Consider the following 24,521-nt stretch of genomic DNA (forward strand, 5'->3'; position numbering starts at 1 on the left):
GGGCCGACCGGGCCGCGGGGGCGATAGACGAGGGGGTCGGGGCTGGAGGCAGGGCAAAAAGCTACGGCCCGGGTCGGGTGACCCGGGCCGTTGTGGTGTGCTGTGTGGGTTTGGTAGCGGGGGAGGGATTCGAACCCCCGACCTTCGGGTTATGAGCCCGACGAGCTACCACTGCTCCACCCCGCGGTATGTGAGGGCCGGCGAGCCGGTGCACCTCGAGGACTGAAGAGCGAAGAACTGCGGGACGGGCGTTTCATGCGCGCCGGGTCTTGCTGGAGGTCAAGCCCTCGACCATTAGTACGCCTCAGCTGAACGCATTGCTGCGCTTACACCTGGCGCCTATCGAACAGGTAGTCTTCCTGTGGTCTTACCCGATTGACTCGGTGGGAGCCCTCATCTTGAGGTCGGCTTCGCACTTAGATGCTTTCAGCGCTTATCCGGTCCGGACATGGCTACCGGGCGGTGCTCCTGGCGGAACAACCCGCACACCAGCGGTCCGTCCACCCCGGTCCTCTCGTACTAGGGGCAGCTCCTCTCAAGGCTCCTACGCCCACGGCGGATAGAGACCGAACTGTCTCACGACGTTCTGAACCCAGCTCGCGTACCGCTTTAATGGGCGAACAGCCCAACCCTTGGGACCTACTCCAGCCCCAGGATGCGACGAGCCGACATCGAGGTGCCAAACCTTGCCGTCGCTGTGGACGCTTGGGCAAGATAAGCCTGTTATCCCCGGGGTAGCTTATATCCGTTAAGCCACGGCCCTTCCACTCGGTACCGTAGGATCACTTTGACCGGCTTTCGCCCCTGCTCGACTTGTGGGTCTCGCAGTCAAGCTCCCTTATGCCAATGCACTCGACGGGTGATTTCCATCCACCCTGAGGGAACCTTTGTGCGCCTCCGTTACTCTTTAGGAGGCGACCGCCCCAGTCAAACTGCCCACCAGACGCTGTCCTCCTGCTTGCTCAGGAGTTAGAAAGCAGATCAGAGAAGGGTGGTATTTCAAGGTTGGCTCCACGCCGCCCGGAAGCAGCGCTTCGTCGCCTCCCACCTATCCTACGCATCTCAGACCCACTTCCAGCGCCAAGTTGCAGTAAAGCTCCACGGGGTCTTTTTGTCCTGCCGCGGGTCAACCGCATCTTCACGGTCAATTCAATTTCGCCGGGTCCTTCGTCGAGACAGTGCCCAGATCGTTACGCCTTTCGTGCGGGTCGGAACTTACCCGACAAGGAATTTCGCTACCTTAGGACCGTTATAGTTACGGCCGCCGTTCACCGGGGCTTCAGTTCAAGGCTTGCACCTCTCCCCTTAACCTTCCGGCACTGGGCAGGCGTCAGCCCCTATACATCAGCTTTCGCTTTTGCAGAGACCTGTGGTTTTGATAAACAGTCGCCTGGGCCTGCTCTCTGCGGCCCCCCGGTGCTTGGAACGCGAGGTTCTACACACCCGGGGGCGATCCTTCTCCCGAAGTTACGGATCCAATTTGCCGAGTTCCTTAACGAAGGTTCTCCCGATCCCCTTACGGTGCTTACCGCCACCTACCAGTGTCGGTTTGCGGTACGGGCGCAATGGTAACTAGCAGCGAGGCTTTTCTCGCCAGTGTGGGCTCAGCCCCCTCGCTTTGACAATGTCTCCACTCGTCCCGGTTCCTCCGCTTAACCCCGCCGGGGATTTGCCTCCGGCGAGACGCCTACGAACCAGGAACGGACCATGTCCAATGGGCCCGCGGGGCCTACCCTGCTGGGTCCCCCCTCTGCATCAAACGCTACCACTGCGGTGCTGGAATACTAACCAGCTGTCCATCGCCTACGCCTTTCGGCCTCGGCTTAGGCCCGACTAACCCTACGCGGATTGACCTTCCGTAGGAAACCTCAGGTATACGGGGGGCGCGGTTCTCACGCGCCTTGCGCTACTCATGCCGGCATTCTCACTTCGCTTCGCTCCAGGGCGCCTCACGGCTACCCCTTCACAGCGGAAGCAAACGCTCCCCTACCGCCAGCAGCTCGAGGCTGCTGACCCACAGCTTCGGTGCCACGCTTAGCCCCGTTGAATTGTCGGCGCAGAACCACTCGACCAGTGAGCTATTACGCACTCTTTAAAGGATGGCTGCTTCTAAGCCAACCTCCTGGCTGTCTGGGCGGTTCAACATCCTTTCACACTGAGCGTGGACTTAGGGACCTTAGCTGGTGGTCTGGGCTGTTTCCCTTTTGACGATGAAGCTTAGCCCCCACCGTCTCACTGCCAGGCTTTGTCCGACGGCATTCGCGGTTTGATAGGGTTCGGTAAGCGGTGAGCCCCCTAGCCCTTTCAGAGCCCTACCTCCGCCGGAGATCGCCTGACGCTGCACCTAAATGCATTTCGGGGAGAACGAGCTATCTCCGAGTTCGTTTGGCATTTCACCGCTACCCACAGGTCATCCAATAGCTTTGCAACGCTAGAAGGTTCGCGCCTCCATCCAGTTTTACCTGGACTTCACGCTGCCCATGGGTAGATCACTCGGTTTCGCGTCTACTCCACGCGACTGTGACGCCCTGTTCGGACTCGCTTTCGCTGCGGCTCCGCAAGTCTCCTTGCTTAACCTCGCCACGTAGAGTAACTCACCGGCTCATTCTTCAATAGGCACGCCGTCACCCGCCTTGCGACGGGCTCCGACTGCACGTAGGCACGCGGTTTCAGGTTCTCTTTCACTCCCCTCCCGGGGTACTTTTCACCTTTCCCTCACGGTACTGGTTCACTATCGGTCATCAGGGGTATTTAGCCTTGGGAAGTGGTCTCCCCGGATTCCCACGGGGTTTCACGTGTCCCGTGGTACTCAGGTACCGGCCGGCAGTCGCAGCAGGTTTCGTTTACGGGGCTATCACCCTCTCTGGCTGGCCTTTCCAGGTCCATTCTCCTACCCGTGCGATTGGTAACTGCACGATGGCCGGCCCTACAACCCCGGCAGGGCGTACCCTGCCGGTTTGGGCTCCTCCCCGTTCGCTCGCCGCTACTAGGGGAATACTCTCTTTTCCTCGGGGTACTTAGATGTTTCAGTTCCCCCGGTTCCCCCTCACAGGCCTATGTGTTCAGCCTGGAGTAGCCCGGTTTTGCCGGGCTGGGTTACCCCATTCGGAGATCTCCGCTTACGCTTGCTTGGCAGCTGGGCGGAGCTTATCGCAGCCTTGCCACGTCCTTCATCGGCCCCTGATACCTAGGCATCCACCGCGCGCCCTTGGTAGCTTGACCTCCACCAAGACTCGGTCGGTATGAATTGCCCGGCCTCGTTGGCGACGCTAGCGCGTGCCGCCGAGGCGATGCAGTATCTTCGCTCTTCAGTTCTTAAGGTGCGTGCTCCCGGCTGGGAGCCCGGCTTCGCCGCCGGCCGCTGCCGTGCTGGCAGGGGCTGGATGCGAAGCCTGTGTCGATTGGCTGGTGCCGCCGGGAGGCCGAACTGGCTGGTGGAGCCGAGGAGATTCGAACTCCTGACCTCCGCCGTGCAAAGGCGGCGCTCTCCCAACTAAGCTACGGCCCCTCCGGGTTCGAGTATGCCACGCCCGGCGCCCGGGGGTGAAGCGCTTGGCCGGGGTTTGAGCCAGGATGGTGGGCCATTCTGGACTCGAACCAGAGACCTCAGTCTTATCAGGACTGCGCTCTAACCAGCTGAGCTAATGGCCCCCGGGTACGCGGCCAGTGCACCTTCGACACCTGGATAGCGGACGAAAGACGGCTGCTGGGCGCCGCGGTGGTGTAACGACCCGGCGAAACGCCGGACCGATCGACCTGGGTGCTGCTTCCGGGCCAGCTGCCCCACCGCTGAGGCGGCTGGCGTGGATCCGGGGCAGGCTCCCTAGAAAGGAGGTGATCCAGCCGCAGCTTCCGCTACGGCTACCTTGTTACGACTTCGTCCCAATCGCCGGCTCCACCCTCGACGGCTGCCTCCCTTGCGGGTTAGCCCACCGGCTTCAGGTGTTTCCGACTTTCGTGACGTGACGGGCGGTGTGTACAAGGCCCGGGAACGTATTCACCGCAGTAGTGCTGACCTGCGGTTACTAGCAACTCCGGCTTCATGCAGGCGGGTTTCAGCCTGCAATCCGAACTGAGGACAGCTTTGATGGGATTAGCTCCGCCTCGCGGCTTCGCGACCCGTTGTACTGCCCATTGTAGCGTGTGTGTAGCCCCAGGCGTAAGGGCCACGCTGACCTGACGTCATCCCCTCCTTCCTCCGAGGTTTTCTCGGCAGTCTCGCCAGAGAAGTACAACTGGCGACAGGGGTTGCGCTCGTTGCGGGACTTAACCCAACACCTCACGGCACGAGCTGACGACGGCCGTGCAACACCTGTGCACGCTCCCCGAAGGGTCCCTCACCTTTCGGATCGGTACCACGTGCATGTCAAGCCTGGGTGAGGTTCTTCGCGTATCATCGAATTAAACCACACGCTCCGCTGCTTGTGCGGGCCCCCGTCAATTCCTTTGAGTTTTAGCCTTGCGGCCGTAGTCCCCAGGCGGAGTACTTATCGCGTTGGCTTCGGCACTGAAGGGGTCGATACCTCCAACACCTAGTACTCATCGTTTACGGCGTGGACTACCCGGGTATCTAATCCGGTTTGCTCCCCACGCTTTCGCCCCTGAGCGTCAGGACAGGGCCAGGATGCCGCCTTCGCCACTGGTGTTCCTCCCGATATCTACGCATTTCACCACTACACCGGGAATTCCACATCCCTCTCCCTGCCTCAAGCCAGGCAGTTTCCAGGGCACCCTCCCGGTTGAGCCGGGAGATTTCACCCTGGACTTGCCTGGCCGCCTGCGGGCGCTTTACGCCCAGTAAATCCGGACAACGCTCGACACCTACGTATTACCGCGGCTGCTGGCACGTAGTTAGCCGTGTCTTATTCGTGAGGTACCGTCAGAACTTCTTCCCTCACAAAAGGAGTTTACAACCCGAAGGCCTTCGTCCTCCACGCGGAATTGCTGCGTCAGGCTTTCGCCCATTGCGCAAGATTCTTAGCTGCTGCCTCCCGTAGGAGTCGGGGCCGTATCTCAGTCCCCGTGTGGCTGATCGTCCTCTCAGACCAGCTACCGATCGTCGCCTTGGTAGGCCATTACCCCACCAACTAGCTAATCGGCCGCGGGCCCCTCCCGTAGCGCCGGAGCTTTCACCACCCGGACTCTCACCGGGGGTCTTATGCGGTATTAGCTCCCCTTTCGAGGAGTTATTCCCCACTACGGGGCAGGTTACCCACGTGTTACTCACCCGTTCGCCACTAGCCCGAAGGCTCGTACGACTTGCATGCCTAATACATTCCGCCAGCGTTTGTCCTGAGCCAGGATCAAACTCTCCGTAGAAACAGAACCGACCTTGCGGCCGGGATGTTCCGTTTGAACGGGGTCCCAGACGTTCTCTTTCGTCCGCTATCCAGTTGTTAAGGTGCGCTGGCCTTTCGTAAGGCCCGAACGAGAAGATTAACTTCTCTCCGCCAGGCTGTCAACGGGGCCGCCCCTCGCGGGCGCTGCCGCCCTGACTGTGGCCGGCGGGGGAGTTTCAAGATGGCACGTCTCGGCGTTGTTTGCAAGGGGTCTGCCGCGGCCCTGGGCCGGTTTTTTACATTCGCCGCCGGCTGGCGAGACGCGCCTCTTCGTCGGCTGTCCGGTAGCGGGCGAGGAACTCGCGGCGGAATTGTTCGAAGCTGCCATCGCGGATGGCCTGGCGGGCTCGCTCGACGAGCCGGGCGAGGTAGCGCAGGTTGTGGTGGGTTGCGAGCCGGTGCCCGAGCAGCTCGTCGTTGCGGAAGAGGTGGTGGAGGTAGGCGAGGCTGAACTGGCGGCAGGCGAGGCAATCGCAGACGGGGTCGGGCGGGGCGTCGACTTCGCGGTTGGCGGCGTTGCGGATGGTGAGCCGGCCTGTATCCGTGAAGAGGGCGCCGTTGCGGCCGAGCCTGGTGGGGAGGACGCAGTCGAACATGTCGATGCCGCGGGCGATGCCTTCGACGAGGTCTTCGGGGCTGCCGACGCCCATGAGGTAGCGGGGCCGTTCGATGGGGAGCTCGGCGTTGGTGAGTTCGACGGTTTCCCACATGCGGGCTTTCGGTTCGCCGACGGAGAGGCCGCCGATGGAGAAGCCGGGGGGTTCGGCCTGGAGGGCTTCGCGGGCGTGGTAGCGGCGGAGGGCGGGGTGGGTCCCGCCCTGGATGATGGCGAAGGTCGGCAGCCCGGGGGCGGCCTCGCGGCAGCGGCGGTACCAGCGGAGGGTTCGCTGGACGGCTTCGGCGGCGGCCTCGTAGGGGGCATCGCCGGGGACGACGTGGTCGAGCGGCATGGCGATATCGACGCCGAGGGCCTGCTGGACTTCCATGGCCAGCTCGGGCGTGTAGTGGTGCTCGGAGCCGTCGATGTGGGAGCGGAATCGGACGCCGTCTTCGGTGACTTTGCGGAGGCTGGCGAGGGAGAAGACCTGGAAGCCGCCGCTATCGGAAAGGATGGGGCGGTCCCACCGCATGAAGCGGTGGACGCCGCCGAGCCGCTCGATGAGCCGATGGCCGGGCCGGAGATACAGGTGGTAGGCGTTGACGAGGATGATGCTGGCGCCGGTTTCGGCGACTTCGGCGGGGAGGAGGGTTTTGACGGTGGCGAGGGTGCCGACGGGCATGAAGACGGGGGTTTCGACGATGCCGTGGGCGGTGTGGAGGCGGCCGGTGCGCGGGGCGACGGGGCCAGCCGGGCGAGTGGTGAGTTCGAACCGGAAGGCGGCAGCGGCCGTCACGGGCGGGTCACGGTCTCGATGGCGTGGTGGACGAGGGCGTCGGGGACGCCCTGGCGGACGACGGCCTGGCCGATGCGCTCGAGCAGGACCCAGCGGATGGCGCCGGCGCGGACTTTCTTGTCGACGAGGGTGGCATCGAAGACGGCGCGAGGGTCGAGGCCGGGGGCGGTCTCGGGCAGGCCGAACCGGCGGATGAGGGCCTGCTGGCGCTCGAAGTCGGCGGAGGGCAGGAGGCCGAGTTCGACGGCGATGATGCCGGCGGCGCGCATGCCGATGGCGACGGCTTCGCCGTGGAGGTAGGTCTGGTAGCCGGTGACGGCCTCGATGGCGTGGCCGACGGTATGGCCGTAGTTGAGCAGGGTGCGGCGGCCGGATTCGCGTTCGTCTTCGGAGACGATGGCGGCCTTGATGGCGACGGAGCGGGCGATGAGGTCGGCCGATGTGAGGGGCGGGCCGTCGACGGAGGCTGCTTCGAGGTCGCGGACGAGCGGTTCGTCGAGGATGAAGCCGTGCTTGAGGAGTTCGGCCCAGCCGTTGCGGAGCTGGCGTTCGGGGAGGGTGCGGAGGAGGAGGGGGTCGATCACGACGGCGCGCGGCTGGGCGAAGGCGCCGATGAGGTTCTTGCCGCGGGGGTGGTCGATGCCGGTCTTGCCGCCGATGGCGGCGTCGGCCATTGCGAGGAGGGAGGTGGGGGCGTGGAGGAAGGGAACACCGCGGAGGATGGTGGCGGCGGCGAATCCGGCGAGGTCGGTGACGACGCCGCCGCCGAGGGTGACGACGAAGTCCGTCCGCTCAATTCTGTGGTCGATGAGGAAGTCGTAGACGGCGGAGAGGGTCTGGAGATTCTTGTGTTCTTCGCCCGCCGGGATGGCGAAGGTCGCGGCGGTGTATCCGGCGGATTCGAGCGCGGATTCGGCGCGGGAAGCGAAGAGGGGACCGACGGTGGTGTCGGTGATGATGAAGGCTCGGCCATCGAGGTCGAGGTCGCGGCAGATGGCGCCGAGGGCGCCGAGGGCGCCTTCGCCGACGAGGACGGGGTAGGTGCCGCCGGGGGCGGTGACGATGGCGGCAGGCTCGGGGATGGGCCCGGGTGCCGATTCGCGGGGGGCGGCGTAGGGCGAGTAGAAGCGCTGGGCGGGCGGGGCAGGGTCGCGCTGCCATTCGTACCAGAGGCGCTCGATCTCCTCGGCCTGCTCCTCGGGGGTGAGGTCGTCGCAGTCGACGGCGGCATCGGCGCCGCGGTAGAGGTCGATGCGCGCCTGGTGGAGTGCTTCGAGTCGCGCGCGGGGGTCGCCGGCGAGCAGGGGCCGTTCGGATGCGTTGGGGGCGGCGAGGATGCGCTGTGCGGCGACGGCGGGGGAGACGGCGAGCCAGACAACGAAGCCGGTGCCGAGGATGGGGCGGGCGGCGGGGATGGTGGGTGCACCGCCGCCGGTGGCGATAACCGCCGGCTCGCGGGCAGCGGCACGCTCGAGGGCGCGGAGTTCGCGCTGGCGGAAGGCGGCTTCGCCCTCGGCGGCGAACAGCTCGGCGACGGTGCGGCCGGCTTCGCGCTCAATTTCGTCGTCGGTGTCGATGAACTCCCAGCCGAGCCGCCGTGCGAGGATGCGGCCGGTGGTGGACTTGCCGCTGCCGGAGAGGCCGATGAGGAAGATGCGGCGGGGGACCATCAGCTGCTCCGGGCGCGGGGGCCGATGGTCGCGAGGAAGCCCTCGTAGTTGCGGCGGACTTCCTCGAGGGTGTCGCCGCCGAACTTTTCGAGCCACGCGTCGGCGAGGACGATGGCGACCATGGCTTCGGCAACGACGCCGCCGGCGGGGACGACACAGACGTCGCTCCGCTCGTAGTGGGCGAGGACCTCCTCGCCGGTATCGAGGTCGACGGACGGGAGGGGATGGGCGAGGGTGGGAATGGGCTTGATGGCGGCGCGGACGATGATGTCTTCGCCGGTGGTGATGCCGGCTTCGATGCCGCCGGCGTTGTTGGTGGCGTGCCGCCACGGGCGCCCCTGCCACTGGTCGACCGGGAGGATGACATCGTGGACGCGGGAGCCGCGCATGCGGGCGGCTTCGAAGCCGAGCCCGAGGCCGACGGCTTTGAAGGCGTTGATGCTGAGGATGGCCTGGGCGATGCGGCCGTCGAGCTTGCGGTCCCAGTGGACGTGGCTGCCGAGGCCGGGGGGAACGCCCATGGCACGGACTTCGATTTCGCCGCCGACGGTATCGCCATCGGGCTTGGCGGCGTTGATGGCTGCGACCATCGCCTCGGCGGCGACGGGGTCGGCGCAGCGGACGGGACTGGCTTCGACGGCGTTCCAGTCGATGGGGTCGGGAACGCTGGCTTCGACGCCGCCGATGGAGAGGACATGGCTGCGGATCTCGACGCCGAATTCGGCGAGGAGGCGGCGGGCGACGGCGCCGACGGCGACGCGGGCCGCGGTTTCGCGGGCAGAGGCGCGCTCGAGGACGTTGCGGACGTCATCGAAGCCGTACTTGAGGGTGCCCGGGAGGTCGGCGTGGCCGGGCCGGAGGCGGGTGACACGTTCGATTTCGGTCTCGACCGGCTCGACGGCCATCTTCTCGGTCCAGTTGACCCAGTCGCGGTTTTCGATCCAGAGGGCAACAGGGGAGCCGAGGGTGCGGCCGTGGCGGACGCCTGCGGTGATCTCGGCGCGGTCCTTTTCGATTTTCATGCGGCCGCCGCGGCCGTAGCCGCCCTGGCGGCGGGCGAGGTCCGGCGCGATGTCGGCTTCGGAGAGGGGGAGGCCGGCGGGAAGGCCTTCGATGACCATCGTGAGGCCCTTACCGTGGCTTTCGCCGGCGGTGAGGAATCGGAAGTGGCCCATGGTTACTCCGTGGGGTGCTCGGCCCGGGGCGCGGCTTCGGCGGCAGCCCCCGCGGCGGGGCGCGGCGGGACGCCGGTGACGGGCGGGAGCTGGATGGGGATGGCGCGGCCGGCGGGATCGCGCACGTAGTGCGCCTCGAAGCGGCCGAGGATTTCGGCGGGGGTAAGGGCATCCCACGCGAGGTCCTCAGCGACGGCCCGGTCGGCCGTGACCGTAAGGATGGGCTGCTGGGTGAGCGTGCCGTCGGGGGAAGCGAAGGTGGTGTACACGTCGACGCGCACAGTTCCGAGGCGCAGGTTGGGGACATCGTACAGCATCATGTCGAGGAGCTTTGCGGCGATGGCGATGGCGTCGTCGAGGGGCGAGATGACCTGGACTCGCTGGCCGCCTTCGGTGCGGAACTCGCCCTCTGCCGAGGCCGTCAGGGTGGCGCTGTCGGGCTCAACGGCCACGAGCTGGGCCGATTGAATCCCGGCCCAGGTGCCGGGGTGGATGCCCTTCGGCGGGCGCGCGCGGCGCCAGGTGCCCAGGGCCTCTTCGATGAGGGCGGCGATGATGTCGGTGTCGCCGGAGGCGACGCGGCGGCGCCAGGCGCGGTGCTGCAGCATTTCGGTGGTGACGGCCCAGCCGACGACGAGAAAGATGGCGCCGACGATGATCATGCCGAGGAGGATCACGGGGCGGCTCCTTCGCGGCGGGCGAGTTCGTTGCGGGCTGCGGCGAACATGACGTCGACCGGCGCGGGGAGGCCAGTCCAGAGTTCAAAGGCGAGTGCGCCCTGGTAGATGAGCATGGGGAGGCCGCCGAGCGTGCGGAGGCCGCGGGCGGCGGCTTCGCGCAGGAGCGGTGTTTCGAGGGGGGCGTAGACGATATCGACGACGAGCAAATCCGGCCCGGCCGTTTCGAGGGAGACGGGGGATGCGCCGGGAGCCGGGCCGCCGCGCATGCCGATGGTGGTGCAGTTCACGAGACCATCGTAGGGAGCGAGGAGCGGGAGGTCTGCGAGGGGACGGGCCGGGGGGCCGAGGTCAGCCGCGAGGCTGGCGGCGCGGGAGGGTGTGCGGTTCCAGATATCGACGCGGGCGGCGCGGGCATCGATGAGGGCAAGCGCGATGCCCCGTGCGGCTCCCCCGGCGCCGAGGAGCAGGAAGGAGCGCCCGGCGGGTTCGAGGAAGGCCTCCTGGCGGAGGGCGGCCACAAACCCGGGCCCATCGGTGTTGAAGCCGAAGAGGCGGCCGTCGCGATTGACGATCGTGTTGACGGCGCCGGCCCGGGCGGCCTGGTCGCCGACTTCGTCGAGGAGGGGGATAACCGCCTCCTTGTGGGGTACGGTCACGTTGGCGCCGAGGACGTCGGGGGCGCGCAGGGCGGCGACGCGCCCGGGGAGGTCGGCAAGCGGCGTGTCCCAGCGCTCGTAGACGACATCGAGGCCGCAGTGGGCGAAGGCCGCGGACTGGAAGACGGGCGAGAGGGAGTGCCCGACGGGTTGGCCGATGATGCCGGCGCGGCGGCTCATGGGGACCCGTAGAGCGCGATGTTTTGTTCGTGCTCGGCGAAGGTGACCGCGAACACGTGGGAGCCGTCGCCCTTTTTCGCGTCAGCGACGAAGTAGTAGTAGTCAGTTACTGCCGGGCGGGCGACGGCTTCGATCGAGGCGAGGCCGGGGCAGGCGATGGGGCCGGGAGGCAGACCGGGGAAGAGGCGGGTGTTGTAGGGGGAGGGGTTCTCGAGGTCGATGATGGTGAGCTCCTTCTTCCACCAGCCGTACTGGCGGACTGAGGCGGGGTCTTCGGCGACGGCGTACTGGACGGTGGGGTCGGCCCCGAGGCGGTCGCCGGCGGCGAGGCGGTTGTAGAAGACCCCGGCGATGAGCGGCCGCTCCTCGGGGATGACGGCTTCGCGCTCGACGATCGACGCGAGGGTGAGGGCCTGGTGGGGGTTGAGGCCGCGGGCGGCGGCGGCGGCGCGCAGCTCCGGGGTGAAGCGCTCGTCGAGGGTGCGGATCATGTAGGCGACGAGGTCATCCATGGTCGAGCCGACGGGCAGGATGTAGGTGTCGGGGAAGAGGTAGCCCTGGAGGGTGGCGCCTTCGGGCAGGTACTCGGCGAGGCCGGGCGGGAGCTGGGCGCGGGCCGTGGCGGCCAGGAATTCGTCGCGGGTGCCGAAGCCGGCCTGCTCGGCGATGACGGCCATTTCTTCGATGCGGAGCCCTTCGGGGAAGGTTACCCGGAGCACCGGGACGGATTCCTTGACGGTGAGCAGCTGGAGGACGGTGAGCGCGCTGGCCCGCTCGGGGAGGAGGTAATCGCCGGCGCTGAGCAGGCCCTGGACGCCCAGGAGACGTGCAAGCATCTCGAACTGGCGTGCTGAACGGATGATGCCAAGCTCTTCGAGGCGCCGGCCGACCTCGCCAGCGGAGGCGCCGCGCTCCAGGGTGAATGGCACCGTCGCGGCGGACGACGGCGGGGGTGCCTCGGCTGCCACGGGGAGACTGCTGCGCACCGACGCGGGGGTGCCAGCGATGCCCCAGGCGGCCAGGAGTGCAACCAGAACGGTGACGCCGATGCCGGCGGCGGCAAAGGGAGTGCCCGGGAATTTCGTCACGGGGCCCCCCGGCGGGCGTCGAGCAACGACTGGAGGAGGAGGGCGGCCGCGAGCGAGTCGAGGGTGCCGTCGCGGCGGCGGGCGGCAGCCGGAGCCTGGCGGGCGGCCTGGGCCGAGGTCAGCCGTTCGTCGGCGGTGCGGACCGGGACACGGACGGCTGCGCGGAGGTCGGCGACGAACCATTCCACGGCGCGGGCCTGCGGGCCGTGTTCGCCCGAGAGGGAGACGGGCAGGCCCACGACGACTTCGCTGACCTGTTCGGCAGCGACGAGATCGGCGATGGCCCTGAGAGCTGCGCGCCGGTCGCGCCCGACGATGGCGGGGCGCGGGTGGGCGAACATGCCGAGGTCGTCGGAGATAGCGACGCCGATGCGGGCTTCGCCGGGGTCGAGTGCGAGGATGCGGCGGCCGGCCGCGGGGTTTCGGTCGTTCATTCGCGATTCGCTGGAGATGTGCCGACTGCGGGTGATTCCTCGGGAACGGCGAGGCGGACATCGAGGCGGATGCCGAAGCGGGGCAGGAAGGGGGCCCAGCCGGGCACGACGCGCACGTCGGCTTCATCGATAGCATACCGCTCGCGGAGGGTCGAACGCGCCTCTGAGGGACGTTTGCCCTTGATGGCGGCCTGCAGGTCGGCTGCGGTGATGTCCCGGGCGAACTCGGCGGAGAGGCGGAGGCTGGTGGTGAAGGCGTCCGCTTCGGCGTCGTAGGTGGAGGCGCCCGTTTCGCTGGCGCGGATTGTTTCGGCGAGGAGTTCGCCGCGGGAGCCGGGGGGCACAAGAGCGCGGACGGCCAGCTCGCGGAGGACCGCTTCGGTTACTGCCAGCGCGGTGACTTCGATGGTGACATCGAGCAGGAGCACGGGGGAGGGGGTGCCGATGGCAGGGCGCGGCGTTCCGAGCTTTGCCGAGGCGGATGCTGTCCGGAGGAAGACGGCGTCGCGGGGGCGGGCGGCTGCGAGGTCTTCGCGGACGGCGTCGGAATCGGCGAGGCTGGCGGCGAGCTGGCGGATGGCGATAACGTCGGCCTCCGAGGGGGCGGGACGCGGCTCGCTGGTTCCGCCGGCTGCCGGCTCGGGATTGGTGACGGCAAGGAAGCGGTAGCGTTCGTCGAACCAGCCGGTAATCGAGCCGGCGGGGAGGTTGTACCGCTCGCCGGGCTGGCGGGCGACGACAGCCGCCGTGGCACTGCCGTTGCGGGGCACGGTGACGTCGGCGTCGAGTTCGAAGTCGAGGAAATCGGGGGCCGCGAGGAGCACGGCGCCGGCGGTGACGAGAACGTCGGCGGAGGTGGGGTTGGTGATGGTCACGGTTGCGCGGGCGTAGCCAACCCCAACGCGGACGGTGCCTGTGGCAGGCACGGCGAGTGTGTACGAGCGGGATGCCGAGACAGCAACAGCCGGCAGGCGGCGGGCGTCGTAATCGGGCTCCGCGAGGTCGCGAATCGCGGTGATGGTGATGGTCTCGGCGAGCGTTTCGGTCGGTGGATAGGCGACGACGGTTGCGGATGGGGCGAGGAAGAGCGCGAGGAAGAGGGCCAGGGCGGCAACGCCGGCGATGATGGCCACCTGGACGAACCGCCCGATGGCCGGTGCGACGATTGAGAGGGGACCGAGGCGGATGACGTACCGGCCGGCGGCGTCCCAGCGGACCTGGTGAGGACGGCGGGCGACCGGGAGGCCGGCCTCGCGGGCGCGGTCGGCGAGGGCGCGGGAGCGGGTGGCGACGGCGATGACGCGGCCGGTCTCTTCGGCGTGGCGGAGGAGGCGGCGCATGCCGAGCTCGGTTGCGAGCTGGCGGTTGCCGTCGGGGGCGTGGATGACGACCGCCCAGGTGGGTGCGGTATCGAGGCGGCCGCAGATTGCGGCGATGTCTTCCGTCCGGTCGACCAGTATGACGGAGGCGAGGCTGTCTGCGGGTTCTGCTGGCGGGACGTCCTGCGGGGGTGGTGCGTTCGTCAGCGTTCGGCCTCCATGAGTTGGGGCGCCGGCGGGTGACTAGCCGGAGAGCGCCTCCAATCCGAGCCGCCGGCCCTCGGCGAGGGCGGCGTCGATGCGGGACGGGTCTTTGGCGCCGGCCTGGGCGAGGTCGGGGCGGCCGCCGCCGCCGCCGCCGGCGGCCTGCGCGACGGCGCGGATGATGGTGCCAGCGTGGACGCCGCGGGCGACGAGGTCGGGCGTGGCGGCGGCGAGGAACGCCGGGCGGCCTTCGATTTCTGCGGCAAGGATGACGAGGGCGGACTTGAGCCGGCCGCGGAGGCGGTCGGCGACGTCACGGAGGACGTCCTGGGAGAGGGCGTCGACGCGGGCGACCACGAGGGCTGCCTCGCCGACGCGCTCGGCGCCGGCGACGAGACCCTCGGCGAGGGCCGCCGCCTGGACGCGGGCGAGCTGTTCGGCCTGTTTGCGGAGGCGCTCGAGCTCGGACTGGAGGGCGTCGATCCGGTCTTCGACCTCGGCCGGCGAGGTGTTGAGGCGCTCCGCGATGCGGAGAAGGCGGTCCTGCTGTTCGAGGAGGTAGGCTTCTGCGGCACGGCCGGTGACGGCTTCGATGCGGCGCGTGCCGGCGGCGACGGCGCCCTCGCGGATGATGTGGATGAAGCCGATCTGGCCGGTGTGGTGGACGTGGGTGCCGCCGCAGAGCTCGGCGCTGAAGACGTGGCTGTTTTCGCGGATTTCGACGACGCGGACTTCGCTGCCGTATTTGTCGCCGAAGAAGGCGAGTGCGCCGGATTCGATCGCCTGGCGATAGCCGGTGGTGCGCCACTGGACCTCGAGGTCGTGGCGGACCTTCTCGTTGGCAAGCTGCTGGACCTCGGCGAGGGCCTCGCGGGGCGTCTGTTCGAGGTGGGTGAAGTCGAAGCGGAGGCGGTCCGGAGTGACGAGGGAGCCCTGCTGGCGAACGTGGGTGCCAAGGATGGCGCGGAGGGCCGCGTGGAGGATATGGGTGCCGGTGTGGTTGCGGGCTGCACCCCGGCGCCAGTGGAGGTCGACGGTGGCGGTGGCGCGCTGGCTGGCACGGATCTCCCCTTCGACGACGCGGCCGCGGTGGACGATGGCGCCGCCGGAGGCCTGGGTGTCTTCAACGAGGAAGACGCCGGTGGGGGTGACGATGTTCCCGCGGTCGCCGACCTGGCCGCCGCCCTCGGGGTAGAAGGGGGTGGTCGAGAGGACGAGCTCGGCTTGCTGGCCCTCGGTGAGGAGGTCGGCGAGGGCGTTGCCACGGAGGATGGCGACGACGGCGGCATCGGCTTCGGTATGGGTGTAGCCGACGAAGTTGCTGTGGTCGTCGCCGAGCTGCTGAATGATGGGCGAGACCTCGCCCTTGAGGAAGGCGCCCTGCTGGCGGGCGCGGGCACGCTGGGCTTCGAGGGCGGCGTGGAAGCCGGCGTCGTCGAGGGCGAACCCTTCGGCGGCGGCGATTTCGCGGGTGAGCTCGACGGGGAGGCCGAAGGTGTCGTAGAGGGTGAAGGCTTCGTCGCCGGGGATGGTGGACGCGCCGGCGGCGCGAAGGCGTTCGAGGAGGTCCTCCAGCCGGTGCGTGCCGGCCTCGAGCGTGCGGGTGAACCGCTCCTCCTCGGCCGAGAGTGCCCGCTGGATGAAGGCCTGGTTCTCGACGAGGTGGGGGTAGTAGCCGCCGAGGCGGCCGATGGCGGCGGCGGCGAGGCGGTGGGTAAACGGCTCCCTGACGCCGACCTTGCGGGCGAAGTAGATGGCGCGGCGGATGACGCGGCGGAGGACGTAGCCGCGGCCTTCGTTGCTGGGGACGACGCCGTCGCCGATGAGGAGGGTGGCGGCGCGGCAGTGCTCGGCCATGGCGCGGATGGCGTATGCCTGGAGCTCGGTAGCGGCGCCGCCGAGGTAGTCGACGCCGACGACGGCCTGGGCCTCGGCGAGGATGGGGAGGAAGATGTCGGTTTCGAAGACGGAGCGCTTGCCCTGGAGGACCATGGCGACGCGCTCGAGACCGCTGCCGGTATCGATGTTCTGGGCCGGGAGGTTCGTGCGGCGGCCGTCGGGGTGCTGGTAGAGCTGCATGAAGACGAGGTTCCAGATTTCGAGGAACCGGTCGCTGTAGCCGACGCCGGCCGGGCGGCCGTCGGGGCCGGTGTGGAGGCGGGCCTCGGCGGGGTCGCGGGAGGGGTCGAGGTCGTAATAAATCTCGCTGTCGGGGCCGCAAGGGCCGCTGGCGCCGGGTGTGTCTTTGGGGAAGGAGAACCAGTAATTGAGGTCTTCGTCGCGCCGGTGGATGTGATCGTCGGGGAGGCCGACCTCGCGCCAGAAGCGGTAGCTGTCGTCGTCGTCCAGGTAGATGGTGGCGTGGAGGCGGGAGGGGTCGAGGCGGTAAACTTCGGTGAGGAGCTCCCAGGCCCAGCGGATCGCCTCGCGTTTGAAGTAGTCGCCGAAGCTGAAGTTGCCGAGCATCTCAAAGGCGGTGAGGTGACTGAGGTCGCCGACCTCTTCGATGTCGGTGGTGCGGAAGCAGCGCTGGACAGTGACGACACGGGGCGCGGCCGGAGGTTCTTCGCCCATGAACTGGGGCTTGAACTGCTGCATGCCGGCCGAGGTGAACATGGAGGTCGGGTCCCCGATGGGGACGAGGGGCCAGGGCGGCAGGAGCACGTGCCCGCGTTCTTTGAAGAAGGAGATGAAGGCGTCGCGGATCTCGTCGGAAGTGCGCGGGGGGTTGCTCATGGCTGTTGCTGGCATCCTAGGGTCGGGGTGCGGGGCGTGTCGAGAGCGCAAGCGGATCGGTTGACACCCGATCGCGGGGATTCCTAGGATGGAAGACGGACGGGATATCCGTCCGTTATGTGCGCCTCATCTGAACCTTCCAGTACATCGAGGCAGAGGGCCACTGCTGGCCCTGGCGGGAATTGTTCTTGCCGCGAGGCCGGGCTGTGAGCGGCACCGGGGTGGTTGTCCTGGCGGCGGGGCTCGGCACGCGGATGCGGTCGCGGCTCCCGAAGGTGCTCCACCCGGTGTGCGGGGTCCCGATGGTGCGCCACGTCGTGGTGGCGGCGAAGACGCTGGAGCCGGCACGGATTGTGGTGGTCACGGGGCATGGTGCAGAGCTGGTGGAGGCCGCGCTGGCAGACACCGGGGTGACGTTCGTCCGACAGGAGACGCTGGACGGGACTGCCGGGGCAGTGCGCCGCTGTGAGGGGGCGCTCGCCGGGTGCGGCCGCGTCGTGGTGCTGAACGGCGACGCGCCGCTCATTACCGGGGAGTCGCTGGCACGGCTGGCGGCGGCAGCAGCGGGCAGGCCGCTGGCGTTCGCAACGTGCCGGGTAGAGCAGCCGGGCCGGCTTGGCCGGGTGGTCCGGGGGCCAGGCGGCGAAGTAACTGCGGTGGTGGAGGCGGCGGAGTACGAAGGCTCCGATGGCCCGGCCGAGATCAATGCCGGGCAGTACGTGTTCGATGCGGCGTGGCTCTGGTCGCACCTGCCGGAGGTTCCCCTCAGCGCGAAGGGCGAGTACTACCTCACGCACCTGGTGGCGATGGCGGCGAACGAGGGCCGGCCCGCCGCCACGGTGGAAATCCCCGCAGTAGAAGCGCTCGGGGTGGACGACCGCGTCAGGCTTGCGGAGGCGGAGGCGGTGCTCCGGCGGCGGGTGCTGGAGCGGCACATGCTGGCGGGGGTGACGGTCGAAGACCCGGCAACGACGTTCATCGGCGCGGAGGCAGAGCTCGGGCAGGACGTGACGGTGCTCGCGGGGAGCCGCATCGAAGGGCGAAGCGTGGTGGCGGAGGGCGCTGTCATCGGCCCGAATACGACATTGCGCAATGCCCTGGTCGGGCGCGACACGCGGGTGGAGGCGTCGGTGGTGGAGGATTCGGTCATCGGCGAGCGGTGCACCGTGGGACCGTTTGCGCACATCCGCGGGGGCGCGGTCATCGGCGACGAGTGCGAGGTGCGCAATTACGCTGAGGTCAAGAACTCGCGGCTGGGCCGCGGGGTGAAGATGCACCACTTCAGCTATCTCGGCGATGCCGAGGTGGGCGACGGGACGAATATCGGCGCCGGGACGATCACCTGCAATTACGACGGCGTTGCCAAGCACCGGACGATCATCGGGCGCGGGGTGTTCATCGGCTCGGACACCATGCTGATCGCGCCGGTGACGGTGGGGGACGGGGCGTTCACGGCGACCGGCGCAGTGGTCACGCGCGATGTGCCTGCAGGCATGAGCGTGCGGGGCGTGCCGGCGAAGCCGTTCGAGCGAAAGGAGCGCGGGCAGGCCTCCCCCTGAGGGGGCGGAGGAGCCATCCATGGAACCTTCCAGTTTGCTTTCGGTCGTGGTCGTCATCGCGGGGTCGGCAGTGCTTGCGGCCATCGCGGCTGCGGAGGCTGCCCTCGAGCGGGCGAATGATGTGCGCATCCGTGCGCTTGCGGCGCGGGGGAACCGGCAGGCACAGCGGATTGCGACCACGGTGGAACAGCCGGGTCGCTACCTCGGCACCATAACAGCAGCGCGGGTGCTCGTCGCGTCGCTGGTGATTTCCCTCCTGGCCTACCTCGGTGCAGATCGTCACGGTCCGTTCCGGGGGGCAGTAGGCTACGGCATGGCCGGGGGCGCGCTCATCGCGATGGTGCAGATGGCTGTGGGGATGGTGGTTGCCAGGGCGCCCGAGTATGCGGCGCTCAAGCTCTCGGGTGTGGCGGTGGCGACCCGGCGGGCATTCGCAGTGCCGGCCTTTATCCTCGGCCTGCCGGCAGCGCTGGCGGCGCGGTCGATCCGGCTGGTCACGCCGGAACCGGAGACCGACATCCTGGCGCTGGTGGAGCGGGAGGAGGCCGAGGGCGGTGTGGAAGAGCAGGAGCGGCGGATGATCCGGGGCGTGATTGCGCTCGAAGACAAGACAGCGCGGGAGATTATGGTGCCGCGTATCGACGTGGCCGCGGTGGACATTACGGCAACGGTCGGCGAGGTGGCGGCAGTGGTGACGGAGCGGGGGTTCAGCCGGGTGCCGGTCTACCAGGAGAGCATCGACGACATCGTCGGCATCGTGTATGCGAAGGACCTGCTCCGGGCGATGGCGGACGGCGGCAAGGACCGGCCGATTCGCGAACTGGTGCGCGAGGCGTACTTCATCCCTGAGTCGAAACGGCTCGACGAGCTGCTGACCGAGATGCAGGCCCGCCGGACCCACATGGCGATCGTGGTGGACGAGTACGGCGGGACGGCCGGCATTGTGACGATCGAGGACCTGCTCGAGGAGATCGTCGGCGAGATCGAGGATGAGTACGACGTCGCGCGGCCGGCGGTCGAGGTAATTTCGCCGGACGAGGTGGTGCTCGATGCGAGCACCAGCACCGATGCCCTCCGGGAGCTGTTCGGCGTCGAGGTGGAGTCGGAGGATTTCGACACGATCGGCGGGTTCCTGATCCATCACCTTGGGCGGCTGCCGGCGGTCGGCGATGAGGTGGAGGTAGACGGGCTGACGCTGCGCGTGCTGAGCATGTCGGGGCGGCGCGTGCGGCGGCTGCGGATTTCGCGCCAGCGCTCACGCGAGCCGGAGGAAGTTGCGGCTCACTGAGGCGAGCCTGCTAGGATCCGGCGGGCATGGGCGAGGTGAACGAGCTGCCGTACTGGCTGGCGCTGCGGCGGGCCGGGCTGGGAACGACGAGCTTTGCACTGCTGATCGCGAAGTTCGGGTCGATTGCCGAGGCATGGAACGCGCCGGCCGGGGACCTGAAAGCGGCGGGCATCGATGAGCCGTATGTCCGGAGCGTGGCCCGGGTGAAGGCAGCGTTCGACGCGGACGAGGAGCTGGGGAAGCTCGAACGAGCGGGAGCGCGTGCGCTGACCTGGCGCGACGCGGAGTATCCGCAGCGGCTGCGGGAGATCCCGCAGAGCCCGCCGGTGCTCGTGGTGCGGGGGAGTGCGGGGCCGGAGTTCCCCCAGGCGGTTGCGGTGGTGGGCACACGGAGCGTGACGCCGTACGGGCGGCAGGCAACGGAGACGTTCTGCGCGGCGCTGGCTGAGCTGGGCGTGGCGATCATCAGCGGGCTGGCGCGCGGGGTCGATGCGATTGCGCACCGGGTGGCCCTGGAGCACGGGACACCGACGGTGGCGGTGCTTGCGGGCGGGGTGGACCAGGTGTACCCGCGCGAGAACGCCGGGCTGGCGGAGCGGATCGCGGAGCACGGGTGCCTGGTGAGCGAATACCCGCTCGGGACGCCGGCGCGGCGGGATTTCTTCCCGCGTCGGAACCGGATCCTGTCGGGGCTGGCGCGGGCCGTGCTGGTGGTGGAAGCGGGGGAGGGGAGCGGCGCGCTTCACACGGCGAACTGGGCGTTCGAGCAGGGGCGGGACGTGTTCGCAGTGCCGGGGAGCATTTTCTCGCTGCAGAGCGCGGGAACGAACCAGCTGATTCGCGAGAACACCGCGAAGCTGGTGGCAAGGCCGGAGCAGCTGGCGGAGGAGCTGAACCTGCTCCAAACCGGCGCCCAGCTGCCGCTCCCGGGCGGCACGGCGTCTCCAGCGGCAGGGGCGGCAGCGGCGGCCAGTGACGACCCGATCCTGCAGCTGCTGGCCGCCGGTCCGCTGCACATCGATGAGCTGGTCCGGGCGCTCGGGCGACCGGCGGCGGAGGTTTCAGGGGCGCTCGCCCTGCTGGAGATCGACGGGCTCGTGCGGCAGGCAGGGCCAATGACGTACGCCATCGCCTGAGCCAGCCGACGTTTCGAGACAACAGCGCGTCAAGCCCCTGTGCTGGACAGAGGGGCGACGGCATCACTACCTTGGAAAGTCCCGGCAGACCGGGAATCGAGGGGAACAGGCGAGTTCAACGTGGCGACAGCGACAGCAACGCGACGGCGGCGGAAGACGGAAGCGGAGGCACCGGCCCCGGCAGGCGGGAGCGAGGCGACGCCCGCGCGCGAGCGGAAAGGGCCGCGCTACCTGGTAGTGGTGGAGTCCCCGACGAAGGCGCGCACGCTCCAGAGCATCCTCGGCAGCGAGTACGAGGTGATTGCATCGCTCGGGCACGTGCGCGACCTGCCGACCTACGGCTACGGGGTGGAGAACGTTGAGCAGCTGGACTTCCGCCCGAAGTACGTGGTGGTGAAGGACCGCAACTCGCGGGTCGATAAGGCGGAGGTTATCAAGGAGATTGCGGAGGCGGCGAAGCGGGCGGAACGGGTCTTCCTCAGCACGGATCCCGACCGGGAGGGCGAGGCGATCGCCTGGCACATCAAAGAGGCGGCGGGCATCCCGGATGAGAAGGTGACCCGGGTGGTGTTCCATGAGATTACGCGCCCGGCGATCGAGGCGGCATTTGCGGAGGCGCTGGGACAGGCGCCGGCTTCGGCGGAGCACAGCCGGCGGGAGCCCGGGAAGCTCGATATGCACCTCGTCGACGCGCAGCAGGCGCGGCGGGTGCTGGACCGGCTGATCGGCTACCCGCTGACGTGGTTCGTGCAGAAGAAGGTGAGCCGGGGCGCGAGCGCAGGGCGGGTGCAGAGCGTGGCGCTCGGGCTGATCGTGAAGCGGGAGCGGGAGATCCAGTCGTTTGTGCCGGTGGAGTACTGGACGATCGACGCGGAGGTTGCGAAGGAGGGCCGGGGATTCACGGCCGGGCTGGTGGCCTTTGAGGGGATGCCGAAGGGCGCAAAGATCCGGCCGGAGTTCGGCCCGGCCGGGCCGGCAATCCCGGATGAGGCGACGGCGAACCGGCTGGTGGAGGGGTTCCGCCGGGCGACCTTTACGGTTGAGGCGGTCAAGCAGGGGCAGCGGAAGGTGGCGCCGGCACCGCCGTTCACAACCAGCACCTTCCAGCAGGCGGCCGTGAACCGGCTGGGGATGAGCACGGCGCGGGCGATGAGCGTGGCGCAGGAGCTGTACGAAGGCGTCAACGGGATGCCCGGCCTGATTACGTACATGCGCACCGATTCGGTGGCGGTTTCACCGGTGGCCCAGCAGCAGGCGCGGGCGTTTATCCGGGAGGCGTGGGGCGCGGACTTCGTGCCGGAAAAGCCGCGGGTGTACCGGACCCGGGCGCGCGGGGCGCAGGAAGCGCATGAGGCGATCCGGCCGACGAACCCGGCGCTGCGACCGGAGGAGCTGCGGCGGTCGCTCAGCCCGGAGCAGCTGAAGGTGTACGACCTCATCTGGCGGCGGTTCCTGGCCAGCCAGATGACCGATGCGGTCTACAAAACGGTCACGGTTGAGATTGCGGCGAAGGCCGAGGGTGCGCCCGCCGGGACGTTCCGGGCAACTGCGAGCACGCTGGTGTTCGAAGGTCATCTGAAGGTCTACGGGGCGGAGGCGGCCGAAGCGGACGAGAGCGGCGAGCAGGTGGTGGATGCCCTGCCGGAGCTGACCGCTGGCGAAGCGCTGGAGCGGCGGGGTGTGGAGGCGAAGCGGCATGAGACCCAGCCGCCGCCCCGCTACACGGAGGCGTCGCTGGTGCGCGCCCTGGAGGAGCTGGGCATCGGGCGGCCGAGCACATATGCAAGCATCGTCCAGACGGTGCTCAAGCGGGAGTACGTGCGGAAGGAGGGGCGCCAGCTGGTGCCGCAGGAGCTGGGCTTCATCGTGCACGACCTGCTCGAGCAGCACATGAAGAAGTATGTGGACGTGCCGTTCACGGGCGAGATGGAGGAGGAGCTCGACGAGGTTGCCTCGGGCGAGCGGGACTGGATGGAGGTGCTGCGCGAGTTCTGGCCGGAGTTCAAGGCAGAACTGGAGCGGGCGGAGGCCGAGGCGGAGAAGGAGCAGCAGCAGACCGACATCCCCTGCGAGGGATGCGGGCAGGCGAACCTCGTGATCAAGTGGGGCCGGAACGGGAAGTTCTTCGGGTGCCCGCGCTACCCGGAGTGCACGTTCACGCTGCCGATGGGCCCCGACGGCAAGCCGGTGAAGGCGAGCGCGCCGGAGGAGATCCCTTACCGGTGCCCGAAGGACGGCGGCAAGCTGCTCAAGAAGACGGGCCGGTTCGGCGCCTACATCGAGTGTGAGAACCGGGCGGGCGGTTCGTGCGACTTCCGGGCGGGGGTGCCGGTCGGGGTGCCGTGCCCGGAAGAGCCGGAGACAGGGCAGCTGGTGGAGAAGAGCTCGCGGCGGGGGACGTTCTATGCGTGCTGGAACTACCCGAACTGCAGCTACACGACGAACAGCCTCGAGCCGGGGAAGATGACCCCGCCACGACCGCCGGAGGTCCGGGAAGAGGCGAACCGGAAGCTGCTGGAGCGGAGCGCGCGGGGCAAAGCGGCCTTCGCAAAGCGCCGCGCCAATGCGGCGGCCCGCAAGGCGAGCTGACGGACCTCACCGGCGGCGGCGCCGGAGCGCTTGGGAGGAGTTGCGCGGTCGGGCTTGACGGTTCAGCATGCCGTTATGCCAACTCCGGCCCCGCATAAGACGGCCGAAGCGTTCCTCGAGGCGTACCTGCGCGAACTGGGCGCGGTGGCCGGCCGGTCGGCGTACACCATCCGGAACTACCGGAACGACATCGGCGCGTTCCTGCGGTGGTGCCGGGAGCGGGAACTCGAGCCGCTGGCGATTTCGCGGCAGGTGTTCCGGGAGTACCTCGGCGAGCTGAAGGAGGCCGGGATGGCGGCGGCCTCGCTGACCCGGCGGACGAGCACGGTGCACGGGTTCTACCGCTACCTGCAGCGGGAAGGTGCGACGGAGCGGGACCTGCTCCACGGGCTGGCGATGCCGAAGCGGCCGCGGCGGCTTCCGAAGGTGCTGGACCCGGGGGCGCTGGACCGGCTGCTCACGGCGCCGGACGTGGAGACGCCGCAGGGACTGCGCGACCGGGCGATGATGGAGCTGCTGTACGGGGGCGGGCTGCGCATTTCGGAGCTTGTGGCGCTCGATGTCGGGCAGGTGAACCTCGGGGAGGGGACGGCGATCGTCCACGGCAAGGGCGCGAAGGAGCGGCTTGTGCTCTTCGGGGAGCCGGCGATGCTGGCGCTGGAGCGGTACCTTGCCGAAGGACGGCCCGCGCTCGCCGCGGGAGCGAAACGCGGGCAGGGGTGCCCGGCGCTGTTTCTCAACCGGTTCGGCGGGAGGCTGACCGCCCGCTCGGTGCAGGGACTGGTACGGAGATACGCCGTTGCGGCGGGCATCCCGGCGGATGTGCATCCTCACCTGCTTCGGCACTCATTCGCGACCCATCTGCTGGACGGCGGGGCGGACCTGCGGATCGTGCAGGAACTGCTCGGGCATGCATCGGCGGCGACAACCCAGATTTACACCCACGTGAGCCGGCAGCTCCAGGCGGAGCTGACCCGCTCGGCGTGGGAGCGGCTTGCGGAGGAAAGCCTCGAATCCGGGAGGCAGCGGCGGCGGAAGGCAGCGGGGATGGGGTGACAGGGGGAGCGGGGCGTC

14 protein-coding genes, 3 tRNA genes and 2 rRNA genes are annotated in these 24,521 nt (G+C 68.5%); 5 read left to right on the top strand and 14 right to left on the bottom strand.

Features of this window, described 5'->3' with window-relative positions:
- Window positions 1-111 precede the first annotated feature (111 nt).
- The 14 genes from A9A59_RS11420 to alaS form a co-directional block, all read right to left on the bottom strand.
- Window positions 112-186 (bottom strand) — tRNA-Met (locus tag A9A59_RS11420).
- Window positions 187-275: 89 nt separating this feature from the next.
- A 23S ribosomal RNA gene (locus tag A9A59_RS11425) occupies window positions 276-3,222 on the bottom strand.
- A 210-nt stretch (window positions 3,223-3,432) separates the two neighbouring features.
- A tRNA-Ala gene (locus tag A9A59_RS11430) sits at window positions 3,433-3,508 on the bottom strand.
- Window positions 3,509-3,574: 66 nt separating this feature from the next.
- Window positions 3,575-3,651, bottom strand: a tRNA-Ile gene (locus A9A59_RS11435).
- A 176-nt stretch (window positions 3,652-3,827) separates the two neighbouring features.
- A 16S ribosomal RNA gene (locus tag A9A59_RS11440) occupies window positions 3,828-5,319 on the bottom strand.
- Together the 16S and 23S rRNA genes with 3 tRNA genes alongside form the textbook arrangement of a ribosomal RNA operon.
- A 256-nt stretch (window positions 5,320-5,575) precedes the next feature.
- On the bottom strand, window positions 5,576-6,733 hold the full coding sequence (tgt, locus tag A9A59_RS11445; protein ID WP_098504386.1) for a tRNA guanosine(34) transglycosylase Tgt: 1,158 nt from the start codon (window positions 6,731-6,733) through the stop codon (window positions 5,576-5,578).
- Window positions 6,730-8,403 carry a 3-dehydroquinate synthase gene (aroB, locus tag A9A59_RS11450; protein ID WP_098504387.1) on the bottom strand — a complete coding sequence of 558 codons (1,674 nt, stop codon included), beginning with the start codon at window positions 8,401-8,403 and terminating at the stop codon, window positions 6,730-6,732. The genes tgt and aroB overlap by 4 nt, the downstream gene beginning before the upstream one ends.
- Entirely contained in the window at window positions 8,403-9,578 is a 1,176-nt protein-coding gene (gene aroC / locus A9A59_RS11455) for a chorismate synthase (protein ID WP_098504388.1), read from the bottom strand. The genes aroB and aroC overlap by 1 nt, the downstream gene beginning before the upstream one ends.
- A gap of 2 nt (window positions 9,579-9,580) precedes the next feature.
- A complete protein-coding gene (locus A9A59_RS11460; RefSeq protein WP_098504389.1) occupies window positions 9,581-10,255 on the bottom strand; it encodes a hypothetical protein in 675 nt (224 codons plus the stop codon).
- A complete protein-coding gene (locus tag A9A59_RS11465; protein ID WP_098504390.1) occupies window positions 10,252-11,094 on the bottom strand; it encodes a shikimate dehydrogenase in 843 nt (280 codons plus the stop codon). The genes A9A59_RS11460 and A9A59_RS11465 overlap by 4 nt, the downstream gene beginning before the upstream one ends.
- Window positions 11,091-12,182 carry an endolytic transglycosylase MltG gene (gene mltG / locus A9A59_RS11470; RefSeq protein WP_098504391.1) on the bottom strand — a complete coding sequence of 364 codons (1,092 nt, stop codon included), beginning with the start codon at window positions 12,180-12,182 and terminating at the stop codon, window positions 11,091-11,093. Before mltG ends, A9A59_RS11465 begins: the two co-directional genes overlap by 4 nt.
- Window positions 12,179-12,616, bottom strand: a complete 438-nt coding sequence (gene ruvX, locus A9A59_RS11475) for a Holliday junction resolvase RuvX (protein WP_098504392.1) — start codon at window positions 12,614-12,616, stop codon at window positions 12,179-12,181. Before ruvX ends, mltG begins: the two co-directional genes overlap by 4 nt.
- Window positions 12,613-13,956, bottom strand: coding sequence for a baseplate J/gp47 family protein (locus tag A9A59_RS11480; RefSeq protein WP_098504393.1), 1,344 nt, complete (start codon window positions 13,954-13,956; stop codon window positions 12,613-12,615). Before A9A59_RS11480 ends, ruvX begins: the two co-directional genes overlap by 4 nt.
- A gap of 222 nt (window positions 13,957-14,178) precedes the next feature.
- On the bottom strand, window positions 14,179-16,875 hold the full coding sequence (gene alaS / locus A9A59_RS11490; protein ID WP_098504395.1) for an alanine--tRNA ligase: 2,697 nt from the start codon (window positions 16,873-16,875) through the stop codon (window positions 14,179-14,181).
- 206 nt (window positions 16,876-17,081) lie between these two features.
- On the opposite strand from alaS, the gene glmU reads away from it, so the two are divergent.
- The 5 genes from glmU (at window position 17,082) to A9A59_RS11515 (ending at window position 24,503) form a co-directional block, all read left to right on the top strand.
- A complete protein-coding gene (gene glmU, locus A9A59_RS11495; RefSeq protein ID WP_098504396.1) occupies window positions 17,082-18,434 on the top strand; it encodes a bifunctional UDP-N-acetylglucosamine diphosphorylase/glucosamine-1-phosphate N-acetyltransferase GlmU in 1,353 nt (450 codons plus the stop codon).
- A gap of 19 nt (window positions 18,435-18,453) precedes the next feature.
- Window positions 18,454-19,722, top strand: a complete 1,269-nt coding sequence (locus A9A59_RS11500) for a hemolysin family protein (protein ID WP_098504397.1) — start codon at window positions 18,454-18,456, stop codon at window positions 19,720-19,722.
- A 26-nt stretch (window positions 19,723-19,748) separates the two neighbouring features.
- On the top strand, window positions 19,749-20,858 hold the full coding sequence (dprA, locus tag A9A59_RS11505; RefSeq protein ID WP_098504398.1) for a DNA-processing protein DprA: 1,110 nt from the start codon (window positions 19,749-19,751) through the stop codon (window positions 20,856-20,858).
- A 120-nt stretch (window positions 20,859-20,978) separates the two neighbouring features.
- Entirely contained in the window at window positions 20,979-23,447 is a 2,469-nt protein-coding gene (gene topA / locus A9A59_RS11510) for a type I DNA topoisomerase (RefSeq protein WP_165772692.1), read from the top strand.
- Between the two features lie 75 nt (window positions 23,448-23,522).
- On the top strand, window positions 23,523-24,503 hold the full coding sequence (locus tag A9A59_RS11515) for a tyrosine recombinase (protein WP_098504400.1): 981 nt from the start codon (window positions 23,523-23,525) through the stop codon (window positions 24,501-24,503).
- The last annotated feature ends 18 nt before the right edge of the window (window positions 24,504-24,521 follow it).

The organism is Tepidiforma thermophila (assembly GCF_002563855.1).
Taxonomy (GTDB): domain Bacteria; phylum Chloroflexota; class Dehalococcoidia; order Tepidiformales; family Tepidiformaceae; genus Tepidiforma; species Tepidiforma thermophila.

Coding starts and splice junctions, on each gene's coding strand:
- aroB (WP_098504387.1), bottom strand. CDS start 8,403: ATGGTCCCCCGCCGCATCTTCCTCATCGGCCTCTCCGGCAGCGGCAAG.
- aroC (WP_098504388.1), bottom strand. CDS start 9,578: ATGGGCCACTTCCGATTCCTCACCGCCGGCGAAAGCCACGGTAAGGGC.
- A9A59_RS11465 (WP_098504390.1), bottom strand. CDS start 11,094: ATGAGCCGCCGCGCCGGCATCATCGGCCAACCCGTCGGGCACTCCCTC.
- ruvX (WP_098504392.1), bottom strand. CDS start 12,616: ATGAACGACCGAAACCCCGCGGCCGGCCGCCGCATCCTCGCACTCGAC.
- A9A59_RS11480 (WP_098504393.1), bottom strand. CDS start 13,956: ATGCGCCGCCTCCTCCGCCACGCCGAAGAGACCGGCCGCGTCATCGCC.
- alaS (WP_098504395.1), bottom strand. CDS start 16,875: ATGAGCAACCCCCCGCGCACTTCCGACGAGATCCGCGACGCCTTCATC.
- A9A59_RS11500 (WP_098504397.1), top strand. CDS start 18,454: ATGGAACCTTCCAGTTTGCTTTCGGTCGTGGTCGTCATCGCGGGGTCG.
- dprA (WP_098504398.1), top strand. CDS start 19,749: ATGGGCGAGGTGAACGAGCTGCCGTACTGGCTGGCGCTGCGGCGGGCC.
- A9A59_RS11515 (WP_098504400.1), top strand. CDS start 23,523: ATGCCAACTCCGGCCCCGCATAAGACGGCCGAAGCGTTCCTCGAGGCG.